The organism is Mycolicibacterium bacteremicum (genome assembly GCF_002086115.1).
GTDB lineage: Bacteria > Actinomycetota > Actinomycetes > Mycobacteriales > Mycobacteriaceae > Mycobacterium > Mycobacterium bacteremicum.
In genome coordinates, this window is sequence record NZ_MVHJ01000002.1 from 48,483 (window position 1) to 63,972 (window position 15,490).

18 protein-coding genes are annotated in these 15,490 nt (G+C 67.3%); 6 read left to right on the forward strand and 12 right to left on the reverse strand.

Annotation, left to right across the window (positions count from 1 at the left end):
• Positions 1-123 precede the first annotated feature (123 nt).
• The 5 genes from BST17_RS02565 to BST17_RS02585 are packed head-to-tail and all read left to right on the forward strand — an operon-like array spanning position 124 to position 4,825.
• Positions 124-1,569, forward strand: a complete 1,446-nt coding sequence (locus tag BST17_RS02565; protein ID WP_083055380.1) for an APC family permease — start codon at positions 124-126, stop codon at positions 1,567-1,569.
• Positions 1,566-2,261 carry an SDR family NAD(P)-dependent oxidoreductase gene (locus BST17_RS02570; RefSeq protein ID WP_083055381.1) on the forward strand — a complete coding sequence of 232 codons (696 nt, stop codon included), beginning with the start codon at positions 1,566-1,568 and terminating at the stop codon, positions 2,259-2,261. The genes BST17_RS02565 and BST17_RS02570 overlap by 4 nt, the downstream gene beginning before the upstream one ends.
• Positions 2,258-3,007, forward strand: coding sequence for an SDR family NAD(P)-dependent oxidoreductase (locus tag BST17_RS02575; RefSeq protein ID WP_083055382.1), 750 nt, complete (start codon positions 2,258-2,260; stop codon positions 3,005-3,007). Before BST17_RS02570 ends, BST17_RS02575 begins: the two co-directional genes overlap by 4 nt.
• A complete protein-coding gene (gene speB / locus BST17_RS02580) occupies positions 3,004-3,993 on the forward strand; it encodes an agmatinase (RefSeq protein ID WP_083055383.1) in 990 nt (329 codons plus the stop codon). Before BST17_RS02575 ends, speB begins: the two co-directional genes overlap by 4 nt.
• Entirely contained in the window at positions 3,986-4,825 is an 840-nt protein-coding gene (locus BST17_RS02585; protein ID WP_083055384.1) for a polysaccharide deacetylase family protein, read from the forward strand. Before speB ends, BST17_RS02585 begins: the two co-directional genes overlap by 8 nt.
• A 139-nt stretch (positions 4,826-4,964) precedes the next feature.
• Here the strand turns inward: BST17_RS02585 and BST17_RS02590 are convergent, their stop codons facing one another.
• The 7 genes from BST17_RS02590 to BST17_RS02620 form a co-directional block, all read right to left on the reverse strand.
• Positions 4,965-5,795: a hypothetical protein gene (locus tag BST17_RS02590; protein WP_133053499.1), complete on the reverse strand. Its 831-nt coding sequence runs from the start codon at positions 5,793-5,795 to the stop codon at positions 4,965-4,967.
• On the reverse strand, positions 5,782-6,849 hold the full coding sequence (locus tag BST17_RS02595; RefSeq protein WP_133053500.1) for a WXG100 family type VII secretion target: 1,068 nt from the start codon (positions 6,847-6,849) through the stop codon (positions 5,782-5,784). Before BST17_RS02595 ends, BST17_RS02590 begins: the two co-directional genes overlap by 14 nt.
• 5 nt (positions 6,850-6,854) lie before the next feature.
• Positions 6,855-7,139 carry a hypothetical protein gene (locus BST17_RS02600; RefSeq protein ID WP_083055387.1) on the reverse strand — a complete coding sequence of 95 codons (285 nt, stop codon included), beginning with the start codon at positions 7,137-7,139 and terminating at the stop codon, positions 6,855-6,857.
• Complete coding sequence (locus tag BST17_RS29550) at positions 7,136-7,564, reverse strand: SAV_915 family protein (protein ID WP_234807507.1); 429 nt, start codon at positions 7,562-7,564, stop codon at positions 7,136-7,138. The genes BST17_RS02600 and BST17_RS29550 overlap by 4 nt, the downstream gene beginning before the upstream one ends.
• Positions 7,565-7,675: 111 nt before the next feature.
• A complete protein-coding gene (locus BST17_RS02610) occupies positions 7,676-9,763 on the reverse strand; it encodes an FUSC family protein (RefSeq protein ID WP_083055388.1) in 2,088 nt (695 codons plus the stop codon).
• Between the two features lie 9 nt (positions 9,764-9,772).
• Positions 9,773-10,642 (reverse strand): SDR family oxidoreductase, encoded by an 870-nt coding sequence (locus tag BST17_RS02615; RefSeq protein ID WP_083055389.1) that lies wholly within the window; start codon positions 10,640-10,642, stop codon positions 9,773-9,775.
• A 74-nt stretch (positions 10,643-10,716) separates the two neighbouring features.
• Positions 10,717-11,619, reverse strand: coding sequence for a 1,4-dihydroxy-2-naphthoyl-CoA synthase (locus BST17_RS02620; RefSeq protein ID WP_083055390.1), 903 nt, complete (start codon positions 11,617-11,619; stop codon positions 10,717-10,719).
• 91 nt (positions 11,620-11,710) lie between these two features.
• Here BST17_RS02620 and BST17_RS02625 point away from each other — a divergent pair, with 91 nt between their 5' ends.
• Entirely contained in the window at positions 11,711-11,986 is a 276-nt protein-coding gene (locus BST17_RS02625) for a hypothetical protein (RefSeq protein WP_083055391.1), read from the forward strand.
• Between the two features lie 24 nt (positions 11,987-12,010).
• Here BST17_RS02625 and BST17_RS02630 read toward each other — a convergent pair whose 3' ends face one another.
• The 5 genes from BST17_RS02630 to BST17_RS02650 form a co-directional block, all read right to left on the reverse strand.
• The gene (locus BST17_RS02630) at positions 12,011-12,460 is read right to left on the reverse strand and encodes a nitroreductase family deazaflavin-dependent oxidoreductase (RefSeq protein ID WP_083055392.1); all 450 of its coding nucleotides are present in this window, start codon (positions 12,458-12,460) and stop codon (positions 12,011-12,013) included.
• A gap of 10 nt (positions 12,461-12,470) precedes the next feature.
• The gene (locus BST17_RS02635) at positions 12,471-13,145 is read right to left on the reverse strand and encodes an HAD family hydrolase (protein WP_083055393.1); all 675 of its coding nucleotides are present in this window, start codon (positions 13,143-13,145) and stop codon (positions 12,471-12,473) included.
• Between the two features lie 15 nt (positions 13,146-13,160).
• A complete protein-coding gene (locus BST17_RS02640) occupies positions 13,161-14,399 on the reverse strand; it encodes a GNAT family N-acetyltransferase (RefSeq protein ID WP_083055394.1) in 1,239 nt (412 codons plus the stop codon).
• Between the two features lie 66 nt (positions 14,400-14,465).
• Complete coding sequence (locus BST17_RS02645; protein WP_083055395.1) at positions 14,466-15,083, reverse strand: SOUL family heme-binding protein; 618 nt, start codon at positions 15,081-15,083, stop codon at positions 14,466-14,468.
• Positions 15,084-15,146: 63 nt separating this feature from the next.
• Complete coding sequence (locus BST17_RS02650) at positions 15,147-15,374, reverse strand: hypothetical protein (RefSeq protein ID WP_083055396.1); 228 nt, start codon at positions 15,372-15,374, stop codon at positions 15,147-15,149.
• Positions 15,375-15,490 lie beyond the last annotated feature (116 nt).

Sequence of the window (15,490 nt, forward strand, 5' to 3'; positions counted from 1 at the left end):
CGTCATGCGAACACCCGTTCTCGTTGTGCGATCATCCAATGGCCGACCGGGGTGGCGGTGGGTTTGCAGCGTCTTCGGCGGTAACGATGGCGGTCGTGCGCCCGGGCGCGTGATAGTTCGTCCATGACCGAGCCACAGGTTCTTCGCCGCGAGTTCTCCCTCTGGTCGGCGTTCGCGTTCGCCTTCGCATTCATCTCGCCGATCGTCGCGCTGTACGGCATCTTCGGCCTCGCGCTGTCGGCGGCCGGCCCCAGCTTCTGGTGGGGTTTCGCGCTGGTGTTCGGCGGCCAGTTCCTGGTCGCGCTGGTGTTCGCGATGCTGGTGTCGCGGTGGCCGCTTGAGGGGTCCATCTACCAGTGGTCACGACGGCTGCTGGGCACCACCTACGGCTGGTTCGCCGGCTGGGCCTACATGTGGACGCTGGTGATCGCGATGGCCACCGTCGCGCTCGGGGCGGCCGGCTTCACCGCCAACATCTTCGGCGTCGAGGACCCCTCGGGGACGACGCTGGCACTCATCGCGTTGGGAATCCTGCTGGCCGGCACCGCGGTGAACCTGGCCGGCCGGCAGGCGTTGAAGATCTTCATGGTCGGCAGCATCATCGCCGAGGTGATCGGCTCGGTGGTGTTGGGCACCTGGCTGTTGCTGTTCCACCGGCAGAACTCGTTGTCGGTGCTGTTCTCCGGCGGTGGCCCGGAGGTGGATCTCTGGACCTGGCTCAGTGGCCCGTTCCTGCTCGCGGTGGCCTTCATCGGCTGGTCGTTCGTCGGCTTCGAGAGCGCCGGATCGATCGCCGAGGAGGTGCACGAGCCGCGCCGCTATCTGCCCAAGGCGGTGTTGTTCTCGCTGACCTTCATCGCGCTGGTCGTCGGCTACTCCAGCCTGGCCATCATCCTGGCCATCCCGGATCTGGATGCCGTCGCCGAGGGGGCGGTCGCCGACCCGGTGTACGAGACCTTGACCACCGCACTGGGTCACGGGGTGGCGCGACCGGTCGAGGTGATGTTCGTCATCGGGTTCCTGGCCAGCTTCCTGGCGTTGCAGACCTCGGCCTCGCGGGTCATCTGGGCCTATGCGCGCGACGGCGCGCTGCCGGCGGCCGGTGTGCTGTCCCAGCTGCGCGGCCCGGCCCGCATCCCGGTGGTGGCGATCGGAGTGACCACGGTGGTCGGCGCCGCGCTGTTCGGGCTGAGCATCGTCGCCGGCGACATCTATTCGCTGATGGTCAACTTCACCGCGGGCGGCTTCTATCTGGCCTTCCTGTTCCCGCTGATCGGATTCCTGGTGGTACTGCTGCGCCGATCCTGGACGCCGGCCAACTTCTCCCTGGGCCGGGCCACCCTGCCGGTCGCGGCGGTCGCCGTGGTGTGGGCGGCGTTGCAGTTCCTCAACATCGCCTGGCCGCGGGTCGTGTTCGAGCAGCGCTACCTGGACTGGTCGGTGTGGATCGGTATAGCGGTGCTGCTGGTGTTGGGCACGGCGATCCTGGCCACGGTGCGCTCCCGTATCGTCGAGGCCTCGGTGATCGAGGAAGTTGAATCGCGTGACGAACTCGCAGGACACCCGTGACTGAGCCGGTAGCCGTTGTCACCGGCGCCGCCAGCGGTATCGGCGCCGCTGCCGCCGACGCGCTGCGCCGGCGCGGATACTGTATCGGGGCACTGGATCTCTGCGCTGACGCCGACGCGGATCTCGCTGTGGCGGTCGATGTTTCCGATCACGCCGCGGTGACCGCCGCGGTCGCCGAGATCCGGGATCGGCTCGGTCCGATCGCCGCGCTGGTGACATCGGCGGGCTACTACGAGATGGCCCTGGTCGACCAGATCGACGCCGCGTCCTGGCGGCGGATGCTGCGGGTGCACCTCGGTGGGCTGTTCAACGCGACGCGGGCCTGTCTGCCCGACATGCTGGCGGCCGGATCGGGTGCGGTGGTGGCGGTGGCCAGCGAACTGGCCGTCGGCGGCGGGGACCAGGAGAGTCACTACGTCGCCGCCAAGGGGGCGATCATCGGTCTGGTGCGCAGCCTGGCCGCGGAGGTGGCCGGGTCCGGTGTGCGGGTCAACGCGGTGGCGCCCGGGCCCACCGACACCCCGCTGCTGGCCGCCGATTCGCCATGGCGGGCAGCCGATTACCTGAACACCCTGCCGTTGCGTCGGTTGGCGACCCCGGCCGAGGTGGCGCGCTGCATCGAGTACCTGGTCTGCGACGGCACCTTCAGCGTCGGCGATGTCGTCAACGTCAACTCGGGAGCGGTGATATGAGCAGGGTCGCACTGATCACGGGTGCGGCGCAGGGGATGGGTGCCGTGCACGCACGCCGGCTGGCAGCCGCGGGAATGACGGTCGCGGTCAACGATATTCGGGCCGGTGCCGACCTGGACGCGCTGGCCGACGAACTCGGCGGATTCGCCGTACCGGGTGACGTGTCCGACCCACAGGAGTGCGCCCGCATCGCCGACGCGGTGGCCGAGCGGACCGGGCGCCTCGACGTGCTGGTCGCCAACCACGCCTACATGACGATGGCCCCGCTGCTCGAGCACGACGAGCAGGACTGGTGGCGCGTCGTGGACACCAATCTCGGTGGCACCTACCACCTGGTGCAGGCCGTGTTACCGCACATGCGCCGGCGCAAGGAAGGCCGAATCGTGGTGATCGCCAGCGAATGGGGTGTCACCGGCTGGCCGGAGGCCACCGCGTACGCGGCCGCCAAGTCGGGGCTGATCGCTCTGGTCAAGGGGCTGGGTCGGGAGTTGGCACCGGAGGGCATCATCGTCAACGCGGTCGCGCCGGGCGTCACCGACACCCCGCAGTTGCAGGTCGACGCCGATGCCGCCGGGGTCGACCTGGCGGCCATGCATGCGCGCTACGCGGCGGGAATTCCGCTGGGCCGCATCGGCGAGCCCGCCGAGATCGCCGCGGCGGTGCAACTTCTGAGTGATTTCGAGGTGGCTGCGATCGTCGGCCAGGTGATCTCCTGCAACGGCGGATCGACCAGGAGCAGGGCATGACAGAAGGGGAGCAGGTGGACAACCAGCGCTATGTGCGCTCGGCATCGGGCAACATCGGGCAGGTCAACGCGCAGGAGGTGCCGCGCTATGCCGGGCTGGCGACTTTCGCCCGGCTGCCGCAGCGCCACGAGGTGCCGCGCTATGACATCGCCGTGGTCGGGGTGCCGTTCGACAGCGGGGTGACCTACCGCCCGGGTGCCCGGTTCGGGCCGGCCGCGATCCGGGAGGCCTCCCGACTGCTCAAGCCCTACCACCCGGCGCTCGATGTCAGCCCGTTCGCCCGCGCGCAGGTGGTCGACGCCGGGGATATCGCGGCCAACCCGTTCGACATCGAGGCCGCCGTCGGTCAGGTGCGCGACGGTATCGGCGCGCTGCTGACCACGCCGCAGCAGCGGGTGCTCACCTTCGGCGGTGACCACACCATCGCCTTGCCTGCGCTGCAGGCGGTCAACCGGGTGCACGGGCCGGTGGCGCTGGTGCATTTCGACGCCCACCTGGACACCTGGGACACCTACTTCGGGGCGCCCTGCACCCACGGCACCCCGTTCCGCCGCGCCGCCGAGCAGGGTCTGCTGGTCAAGGATCGCTCGGCGCACGTCGGTATCCGCGGATCGCTCTACGACAGAGCCGATCTGCTCGATGACGAGTCATTGGGATTCACCATCGTGCACTGCCGCGATATCGACCGCATCGGCGTCGACGGCGTCATCGAGCGGATCCGCGACCGGGTCGGCGAACATCCGGTGTACGTCTCGATCGATATCGACGTGCTGGACCCGGCCTTCGCGCCGGGCACCGGGACCCCGGAGATCGGTGGAATGACCAGCCGGGAACTGGTGGCCATCCTGCGCGCCATGCGCGATCTGCACATCGTCGGCGCCGACGTCGTCGAGGTGGCGCCCGCCTACGACAGCGCCGATGTCACGGCGGTGGCTGCGGCCAACATCGGATACGAGCTGATCACGCTGATGGCCGAGCATGTCTGAATTTACATGGCCCGCAGGGAAAGTGGCGGCCGCGGCGTTCACCTTCGATGTGGACGCCGAGTCCGCATTGCTCTGGGGCGACGAGGCGGTTGCGGCCCGGATGAGTGTGATGAGCCACCAGGCCTACGGACCGCTGGTCGGCATCCCGCGCATCCTGGATCTGCTGGACCGCCATCAGATCCGATCGACCTTCTTCGTGCCGGGGCACACCGCACACCGCTATCCCGAGGCGGTGCGGTCGATCGTGGCGGCCGGGCACGAGATCGCGCATCACGGGTATCTGCACGAGCAGCCCACCGCGCTGACCCTCGAGGAGGAGATCGAGGCGATCGACCGGGGGCTGGCGGCGCTGGCCGAGGTCGCCGGGGTCACCCCGGCCGGCTACCGCGCACCGATGTGGGATCTGTCTTGGCGCACACCGGAACTGCTCGCCGACCGCGGCTTTCTGTACGACTCGTCGTTGATGGATGCCGACCATCCCTACGAGCTGGCGGTCGGGTCGCGATCACTGGTCGAGATCCCGATCCAGTGGGCACTCGATGACTGGGAGCAGTACTGCTACCTGCCGGACATCTACAGCGGGACAATCGAGAGTCCGCGCAAGGCACGCGAACTGTGGCAGTTGGAGTTCGACGCGCTGCGTGACGCGGGAGCGTGCTGGGTGCTGACCAACCATCCCTTCCTGAGCGGACGAGCCTCGCGCGCAGCCGAACTCGGCGATCTGATGCGCTATGTCCGCGAGCACACCGATGTCTGGACCACCAGCCTGGGTGAGATCGCCACCCACGTGCGCACACTGCGACTGACCCCGCGCACCATCACCCGCCCCTAGCCGGCCGCCCGTCCCGTTCCCGGCGAGCGTGCGTGTCTGCACCCCGACACGCCCACGCGCGGGGAAGTTCACGCACGCTCGTGTCCCCTTTACCCCCGCGGGTACAGCAGTTCCAGCTCATGGTCTGCAGACCGTGTGATCACCGGTAGGGATCCGGTAGCTGTGCGCGCGAGTGGGCCGCCGGGGTTCCGAGTTCGGTTCGATTTTCTGGTGTGTCGACGTAGGCGGCCAGGAAAGAGAGCAGAACAGCAGGGTCGACATCGAACTTGCGACAGTCGATCTCGATCATCGGAACTGGAGGTAAACGATCGATCCTCCATATGCGAGTGGTGTAGCGGTGATCCCAATGGGCGTTCTCGTACGCGATAAGCAAGATGATGGGGTAGCCGTTGTACGCCGGCTTCATTCCTGCTACGTCCGACCAGCTCAGGCGGGATTCGAAGCTCCAACCGCGTTGGCCGACACCGTGCTGGCTCAACTCTAGCCCGCCGCGCCTGACGCGTCCGAGGCCGACTATCACGGGAAAGGACAAGAGTATTAGACCGATCGTTCCGAACAGTAGCGCAGGAGCCGAGACGACGGCTTCGTCGTTACCAGCCGATGTCTCCACCGCTGCCAGAGCAAAAAGTGCTGCGCTGCAACTGATCAAAGCGACTAGCAGGATGAACTGGGTCGCCGAATGACGGATCTCGGTACCGGGCTGGACGCCGTCGACTGTACGGATAGCCTTCGACAGGTCGACGCTCTGTTTACGCATCGTTGCCCCGAGCGCGACGACAAGAATCATCACCACGCCAAAAAGAAGGCTATAGCGCAGCGCCATCAAGTTCCCGGCTGCGCCGGACAGCACGCCGAAGCCCATCGATACGGCGGCGATCGCAATGACGATGGTATTCGCGGCGATGTCGCGCCGGCGCCTACGTGGACTGGCCCATTCGTCGGGTAGCTCAGGTCGACTAGAAAATCGCATCCCAAGCATCCTCTACCAGTCCACCGATTGCCTGCCCGGTGTTTCCCACCGCTGACGCCCCATCACTGATTGCTTCGCCGATGCTGCCAATGCCGTTCTGGTAGAGCGAATCAACCGCTCCCGAGGTGAACACCCCGACTACGGCACCGCCCACAGCGCCGACGGCCGTCCCTACGACCGGCACGGGGATCAGTGAACCAATGGCGGCGCCCGCCAGGACTGACGCACCGAAGCCGACTCCGCCTGAAACGATGGCTTGATCAACATCCTTTCCTTGGGTGATGTCGTACACGATGCCACCCACTGCAAGAGCTCCACCCAGCTTTAGGCCTAGACTCCCGGCCCGCGACTCAGCCGCAGCTGCGGCTTTCGCCGCATCGTCCGCGCTGCCGGCCAGAGCGCGCGAGGCATCGAAATCTCGATAGACGGACGCCGCTGGCGTGCCGGGAGGTGCAGACTTCGCGAGGTCGAGAAACTTGGCGGACTCGTCCGCCAAGAATTGTGAATGGCGCATCAATGTCGACGAGTGTGCCGCAAGCAGACTGCCCGCGGCTCCGTTGATCAGGTCGCCCACCACGAAGAACCACTTGTTGGAAATGTCGGCCCAGACGTTCTTGACCGTATCGGCTGCAAGCTTCTCGATGTCGCGGGCCGCATCTGCAGCGTTCAGTGCGGTTATGTAATCGGTGATCTGTTCCTCGGTCGTGGGGTCCTGGATCACGAATCCTGATACGGTTAAACCGGCTCCGGCGGCGTTGTCTCTGACCGATTGCATCTGAGATTGGGCGCGCTGAAGTTCCCCCGCGAAGTTGTCGATCGCTTGGGCACTGTCGCGGATAGCTGTTTCCAAACCTTCGGCCTTACTGGCACCAGTGGTCATTCGCGCAACGAAGGCGCTTCCCGCATCACCTTTCCAGTCGCCACTTGCAGCCGTTCGTGCGCTGTGGATTTGATCGACGGTTTGCGAGACTTTTCCGGCCAGTGTTGAGCGAAGCCATTCGGCGGCTGCGCGGACGGACCCCGGACTTCCTTCGATGTACGTGTCAATGGGCACTTGGGCTACCTGGCACCTATTTCGTTTTGCACCGATTCGGCAGCAGTTGCATCTTGTTCCAAATAGGCCGTGTTCGCCTTCGCGACCGCTTCGCTCACAGCCTTCACACCTACGACGAGCTGTCCGGTGTTGTCGGCTAACTTCGCCAAGATTCCGAGGATGGCGGGTGTTCCGCAGCCTCCGTCCACCGCGGAGGGCATGGAATTGCCCGCATCGTCAAGGCTTATCCCCGCATCTGCCAGTGACCTCGAGATGTTCGCCAGAGCATCATGATTGAACGCCAACGTCATGAGAAACGCCGCCGTCGATCAGGAGGAATGACGACGTCAAGCAGCAACAGCTGGAATGGTTGCGCGAGCTGAAGATGCGCTAAGTCGGCGGTCGGCATCAATATCCAGGCTTGGTCGATGCCGCAGCACGTGTGTAGTCGATCCAGAGCGGAGTAGGCGAGCAACGCGGTTCTACCGTCACGGGTCTGACGCATGTCAATCCGAGCTGCCATCGGATCATTAACCGATTCGGCGCAGGGCAGGTAGACGGCGGGGGGAAAGTTACCAGGGATTGGTTTGGGGTCGGTGCCTGGTATGCCGTGTCCGACGCCGCTGGCTGCATTCGCACCGATCGGAGCGGCGCTCATCGCCTCTCCGGTGGAGCTTTCCCTGGGGTGCATGTGCTGGACACCGCTCGCGGTGTTCTGTACCTGCATGTTAGTCATTTCTGCCCATTCTCCTCCCCGCGAATCAAGACAGACAGGCCAACCCGACCCCGGAAAATGACATTAATGCACCACGCGGACATCACGTCGCACCATTTCTCGCCCGCCCCCTCACCCCCGCGGGTACAGCAGTTCCAGCTCACCCAGATGCGCCGCAACGGTCAGCAGCGGCAGCGCCGCGGACACCGCGAGATCGTTGTCCCCGGCCTCGGCGCGCAGTGCCAGCACGAAGTCATCGCTGATCGGCTGACGCGAGGCACCCTGGGCGCACACCGCATCGGCGTGCTCCTGCAGCAGTTCGCGCGCCCGCGGATACACCCCGAGCGGGGGTGGCATCACATCGGCGATCAGTTCCGCGGCGGCCCGCAGTCGCACGGCCCGGTTGGCCGCCCGCACGATCGGTGCCCGCACGTCGTTCTGCCCACCGTTCTCCGAAAGATATTGCCGCAATGCGTCATCCAGGATCCGGCTGGCCTCCAGGGCGCTGCGACTTAGGGTGAACACCCGGTTGTCGGCAGCCTCGGACGCACCCCGGATGACACGCAGCACACCGGCTTTCAGGAGTGCGGCACCCGCGGTATGGGCGTTGTCGACGGCCGAGGACACCTGCGTCGAGGCGCCCCGCGGCCACAACAGCACCGACACCGTGATGCCGACCAGCGCGCCGACCACCACATCCTCGACGCGGATCAGTCCGACGGCCCAGCCCGAGGGCTGGATGAGGTTGAAGATGATCAGCACCATCATCGTGAACGCGGCCTGACCGGCGATGAACGACGCGACCTCGGGCACGAACGCCGACCCGAAGGCGACCACCGGCAACAGCACCCACATCACCACCGGGTCCACGCCGACCAACTCGATCACCGCGACACCGAGCCCGAAACCCAGTGCGGTGCCGGCCACGGCCCGCAGCACCCGGGTGCCGGTGGTGAGCGCGCTGCTGCGCAATACCGACAGCGCCCCGAGTACGACCCAGAACCCGTGTTCCACCGGGAAGAGGTGGGTGACCGCGACGGCCAGCGCCAGCCCCAGCCCGGTGCGCAGGCTGTTGCGCAGCACCAGGGCCCGGGTGGCCAGGAAGCCCTTGGTGATCTGCGCGACGGCCGTGGTCTCGGGCATCACCCAGTCCGCGGCGCCGGTCTGCGGTAACCGGCGGCCCAGCACCCGGGCCCACACCGGCCGCGCGTCGGCCATCGCGGCGTTGCGGATGATGCGCCCGGTCACCCCGGCGGTGGCCGAGAAGGTGCGCCGCCCCAACAACGTTCGGCCGACCTGTACGGCGGTATCGTCATCGGGCACACCCAGGATGAGCTCGATATCGTCGCGGTAGCTGCCCTGCGCGATCGCGCGCAGCCGGCCCAGCGCCTCGTTCAGCTCGGCGCCACGGGTGGCGCGCAGCCGGGGGTCGGGGATGCTGAGCACCGCCTCACAGTCCCGCAGCACGGCGACGATCGGCGGCAGCAGCTCACCGAGGGCCGCGCCGGTGCGATCGGTGATCCGGTCGGACAGCCAGCCGAGGTCGTCGACCACCCGGACCAGCGCGCGGCTGCCCGCTGTCAGGGCGACCGGCCGGAAGTCGGCGTTGACGAAGTTGGCCCACAGCGCATTCATCGCCCGGGTGACATCCCGGGTCGATCCGACGCCTTCCAGGCAGTCGGTCAGCGCCCGGCACACCCCGGCCGCGTGCCGGCGCAGGTCGTCATGGTGGCGCGGAGACAGCAGGAACAACGCCGCGGGCACGCAGACCACCAGCGCGATACCCCAGCCGGCCAGGCGTTCGGCGATCGGCCCGGGCGGCGTGCAGGCCGGCAGCACGAAGGTCAGCAGGGTTGCGCGTTGCCCGGCGGCGACGGTTTCGCTGAGCACCCCACTGAACATCACCGTGACGCCGAGGACGAACATCAGCCCGACACTGAGCCACGGATACGGGGCGACCAGCGTGCCGATGGTGATCAGCACGGCGCCGTTGAACCCGAGACCGGCATAGGCCAGGGCTCGGGCCTCGCGGTTGCCGGGGAAGTCGGCGATGATCAGCAGCGCGACCGAGCCGAAGATGGCGATCATCGGTGCCTGGGTGTCGCCCGCCACGAGGAAGCTGATTCCCGCCGCGATGGGCACCACGATCGCGGCCCTGGCGGCCCGGCGCAGCGCGTCGTACTCGGGGTCGCGCTGGGCAATCCAGTCCAGGATCGGCATCGGGGGTGGCTAGGACGTCTCGGTGACGCCGCGCTTCATGATGACGCCCAGCAACCCCGGCGCGACGCTGTCGATCGCCTTGGCGGTGACCGCCATCCGCGGTGCGATGCGCACCGGTCGGGTGCGGGCCGCGGTGACCATCCAGTCGGCGGCCTCTTCGGCGGACAGGCCGGGCATCGCCACGAACTCCTTGGTCGGCTCGATCATCGGGGTCTTCACCAGTGGGTAGTACAGCGTCGTGGAGTGCACGCCCTTGCCCGACCATTCGGTCTCGGCGACCCGGCTGATCGCCGTCAGCGCCGCCTTGGAGGCCTGGTACGCGCCGAACAGCGGGGAGGACTCGTTCATGACGCCCCAGGTGGAGACGTTGATGACGTGTCCGTCGCCGCGCTCGATCATGCCCGGCACCAGGGCGCGCATCAGCCGCAGTGGCGCGTAGTAGTTGAGCGTCATGGTGCGCTCCAGATCGTGCCAGCGGTCCAGCGACTCGATCAGCGGACGCCGGATCGACCGGCCGGCGTTGTTGATCAGGATGTCGATGCCGCCGTGGCTGTCCAGGGCGCGGGCGGCCAGCGCGTCGACGGCGTCCAGGTCGGACAGGTCGGCGGTGACGGCCTCGGCGATGCCGCCGTTGTCCCGGATCTTGGCGGTGACGGCGTCGAGCAGTTCGGCGCGGCGGGCCGCCACGATCACGCTGGCGCCGAGCTTGGCCAGCTTGACCGCGGAGGCCTCACCGATGCCCGAGGACGCCCCGGTGATCAGGATGCGCTTACCGCGCAGTTCGACCTCGGGGCCGCGGCCCAGATATTCGGTCAGTGGGGGCCGCATGCTGGTCAACACGACCTGATCGGCCAGTCGCCGCAGGGGGTTCTTGCTCACCGCGACAGTCTAGGGACTGCGATTTCGGTGAGGATACGTGCGCCTACCGCACGTATCCTCGCCGAAATCGCGGTTCAGAAGTAGCGGGGGAATCCGCTCCAGTCGGGGTCGCGCTTCTCCAGGAACGCATCGCGCCCCTCGACGGCCTCATCGGTCATGTACGCCAAACGGGTTGCCTCACCGGCGAACACCTGCTGGCCGACCAGCCCGTCGTCGATCAGGTTGAACCCGAACTTGAGCATCCGGATCGCCTGCGGGGACTTGCCGTTGATCTCGGCCGCCCACTGCAGCCCGACGGTCTCCAACTCGTCGTGGTCGACGACCTCGTTGACCGCGCCCATCTGATACATCGTCTCGGCGTCGTACGCGCGGCCGAGGAAGAAGATCTCGCGGGCGAACTTCTGGCCGGTCTGGCGGGCCAGATAGGCGCTGCCGAACCCCCCGTCGAAGCTGCCCACATCGGCATCGGTCTGCTTGAACCGGGCGTGCTCGCGGCTGGCCAGCGTCAGATCACAGGTGACGTGCAGGCTGTGTCCACCGCCGGCAGCCCACCCGTTGACCAGACAGATGACCACCTTGGGCATGAATCGGATGAGGCGTTGCACCTCCAGGATGTGCAGTCTCCCGGCCCGTGCGGCATCAACAGTGTCACCGGTCTCTCCGCTTGCGTACTGGTAGCCGCTGCGGCCCCGGATCCGCTGGTCGCCGCCGGAACAGAACGCCCAGCCACCGTCCTTGGGCGACGGCCCGTTCCCGGTCAGCAGGATCACCCCGACATCGGGGGACATCCGGGCGTGGTCGAGCACCCGGTACAGCTCGTCGACGGTGTGCGGCCGGAACGCGTTTCGCACCTCGGGCCGGTCGAACGCGACGCGGACCGTCGGCTGCGGCACACCGTCGACGACGTGCCGGTGATAGGTGATATCGGTCAGCTCGAAGCCGGCGACCGGCTGCCACAACGCAGGGTCGAAAGTCATTCCCCGACTGTATTCAGCTTGTTTCGCCCCGCACAGTGCGGGGTACAAAGCGCGCGACGATGCGTAAGGGACGCATGACGAGGAGGACACGATGAGGCGTACAGCAGCGGCGCTACTGGCGGCTGGTGCGGCGAGTGCCGTGTTGGTCGGCTGTTCACCGTCGGTCACCGGTGGCGACACCCCGTGCAAGGACTTCACCGGTGCCGACGAGCAGACACAGAACGAAGCCATCACCAAGATGCTCAAGGACGAGAAGGGGACCGATCCCCAGCAGGTGGAGATCTCCGGAACACGTCTGGCCGTCCAGACCTGGTGCCAGACGCTGGGCACACCGGATTCCAAGATCAAGGAAGCTCCGCACCTCTGACGGGCGCAGCGACCGGGAACGCGATCAGGCCGGGTCGAAGCGGAACACCGGGATGCGCCCGGCGAGCGCTTCGAACTCGTCGGGCGTGCCCTCGGTGACCAGTCCGGCGTTGCGGATGAAGCTGACCCCGGTGGGTACCAGGGTCGGGAACTGGCGCAGCAGCGGACGAGCCTGCTCGGCAGGCATTTCGACCACCCGCACCGAGTGGGAACGGCGGCCCTGTTTCAGGGTCGCCGTTCCTGCTGCCCGGAGGTTGGCCACCCAGTCCGCGCCGGGCAGCCCGCCCACCACATAGCGGGCCCCGTCGACGACGAACGGCGTCACCGGGGTGGACCGCGGTTTACCGGATCTGCGGCCGACCACCGTCAGCACCGCCGGGCCCTTCTCGCCGCCGAGGCCGAGCGCGGACAGCCCGATGAAGACCTTGTTGACGTATTTGAGCCACCAGGGCGGCCGCACCCGCTGTTCAGCCATACCGTCGAGCCTAGACCGCCAGTCCGTGGGTTCGCAGCGCCGAGATCAGCCCGTCCGGACGTTGCGCGGTCGGCAGCGGATCGACAAGTGCGAATGCACATCCCAGCGCCCGCGCGCCGCCGTCGGCTTCCTCGCTGTCACCGACCATCAGGGCGTCCGCCGCGTCGACGCCGAGACGGTCGAGCGCGGTACGGAAGATTGCCGGGTCGGGTTTGACGGCGCCCACCTCGAACGACAGCACGTACTCGTCGACGCCGGTGCCGGCCGCCGCCAGGGCGGGCCGCAGATCGAAGGCGATGTTGGACACCACCGCTGTCTTGATCCCGTTGGCGCGCAACCCGTTCAACGCGGCGGCGGTATCCGGGTAGGGCGTCCAGGACGCTGGATCGACCAGCTTCGGATACAGCGCCGCTGCATCTGCACCGGTCAGCCCGGACTCACGTAGTACGTGCAGATATGCCTCGCGGTGCAGATGCGGTTCGAGGTCGCGATTGGCCCAATTGTGTTGCTGCTCGGCGTTCATGGGCACCGAGCTGCCGGTGGGCGCGGTGACGCGGCGCATCAACTCGGCCTTCACGTGCCCCTGCACCGCCTGTTCGTCGACGGTGATGCCGTCGAACCAGCTGTCGTGGCCCTCCAGGCGGAACAGGGTGCCGGAGAAGTCGAAGAGCACTGCGCGTGTCACGGGCGGAGTCCTTTCTCAGAAGTGGTCGGGGATGGCGGGCGCGACGGGCCAGCCGAAGGCGACGGCGGCGCGGTGCGCCGCACCCGGGGTCAACTCGGCGACCAGACCTGCGGCGGCAAGCTGGGCGATGCTGGTCCCGCCCAGGTAGCCGGCCCCGAGGTCTCGCACCGAGATGGCGATATCCGCTGTCCCGTCGGTCTTTTCGCACTGCGCGCCATCGGTGTCACCGCGCAACCGGTACCGTCCGGTATTCCACGGACAGAACTCGTCATGCACATCGAGCACCATGTCGATCGGTGTGGCATACCGGCGCAGCGCCAGCGCCCGCGCCACGTCGACGAGCCGCACGAAGATGCCGTCGTTGACCTCGCACTGCAGCGCACGGGAGTCGGCCACCAGCAGACGCAGCGGCTCGTCGACAGCGGCACCGTTGAACTTGATGCGCCGCACCAGGTCGATCTCCAGCAAAAAGCGCCAGATCCGGGCGTAGGCACGGGGATTGGTGGCACGCACCTCCTCGATGTGCAGTTCGCCGTTGGGACCGGTGGCGTTCCACTCCGATTTCGGCCGGTAGATCGCGATGGCGCTCGGCGTGCCGTCCGGTTCGCGGTGCAGGGCGAACCGGATGCTGCCGCTGTCCTTGCGCCGTTCGTCGTTGTCGAAGATCTGGTAGTCCCACCAGGTGCGCGGACGGTCCATCCGGCCGGGCAGACCGGTCACCGCCCGCTCGTGGATGGCCGGCCCCTCGGCCAGCACCGTCGCGGCGTCGGTCTCGGTGACGGTGCCCGCGCCGAGGTCGACGTCGGAACGGAAATCGAGATCGCGCACCTGACCGAAGAGCACCGCGTTCTGGCTGGCCATGCCGTAGCCGAACCGACCGTAGATCGCGGTCTCCGAGGCGAACAGCATGGCCAGCGCCTCGGTGCCGCGGTCGCGGATGGTGTCGAGTTGATGACGCATCATCTGCGTCAGCAGTCCGCGGCGGCGATATCCGGGCGAGACGGTCACGGCCGTGACGGCGGGGACATCGGCCGCGACGCCGCCGGGCAGCATCACCTGCTTGCGGTAATCACCGGCCGTGGACACCCAGCGGGTTCCGTCATGAAAGCCGAACATCCGGTCAAGATCGGTGAACCGGCGGGACAACCGGATGTTGTCGGTCTGCGGATCCTCCAGGAACACCGAGTAGAGCGCCGAGTTGAAGGCCTCGAAGTCGGAATCGTCGCGTACGGCACGCAGGGTCAGCTCAGCCACATACCCATGTCTACCGTGCCGGCCCGGTGTGGCGCGCCTGATTTTCCCGCCAACGCCGGCACCTGCCTATATCGGGACGACGACCTCGTTGCGACGCAGGAAGGGCAGGGTCCAGGGCGGATCGTAGAACCACGCCACCGCCTCGCCGGCCGGTTCGATTCCGTGCGCGTCGAGTGTTTCCAGGAGATCGCCGGTGCGCCGCGCGACGGCGGCCGGCCCGCGGTCCCCGGTGAAGCGGAGCACGGCCACCGTCTCGGCCGGGACGCTCACCAGGCGGACATCGTCGTCGTCCGGTTCGGGCAGGGTCTGCAGCGTCCACTGCGACGGCATGAAGAAGCGGATGGTCCAGCCGTCTTCACCGCTGCCGGACTGCGACACCGGGGCGGTCATCGCAATCTTCTGCGCGCCGGACTGCTGGCTCACCGGTGCGGTCATCGCAATCTCGGTCCGGCTCCGGTTCCCGCCGAAGATGTAACCGGCCAGGGTGCGGAAGCCGGCGTTGAGGGCGTCGTCGCGTTCTCCGACGACGGTGGTCTCCGCGGCGATGCGCCGGCCGTACCGCCGGATCTCCACGCCGCCGGTCAGCGCGCGGCTGATGTGGCGCGGTTCTTCGACAGTGCGGATGCCGGCGACGGACAATACCGATTCGCCGATCTGACCGGCGAGTTTCGCAAGACGAGTCATGGCCACGCTCCCTCCGATGAAGGTATTCGGGGCCGATCGCGCGCCGGATGGGTGGCGCCGGGGTCAGCTTTCGCCGAGATCGTCGGCCTCGGCGCGGAAGAAGAACATGCTGACCACGAAGCTGGTCAGGGAGAGCAGGCCGACACCGAATGTCAGCCCGATGCGTTCCAGGCCGAACGCGCCGATGGTGAGCGCGAATCCGATGATCCCGATCATCGACAGGAACAGTGCTCCGGTGCTGAGGAACTCGGAGGAGGCGGTGCGGGAGGCGACTGCGGTGCGGTCGTCCATCGTCGGGGTCCTATCTCGGGATACCTGCGTTGTCGACGCTTCTGTACCCCGGATGTCGCGCCTCTAACCCCTCCCGGCGAGCGTGCGTGTCTGCGGGTCGACACGCCGCGGTGCCA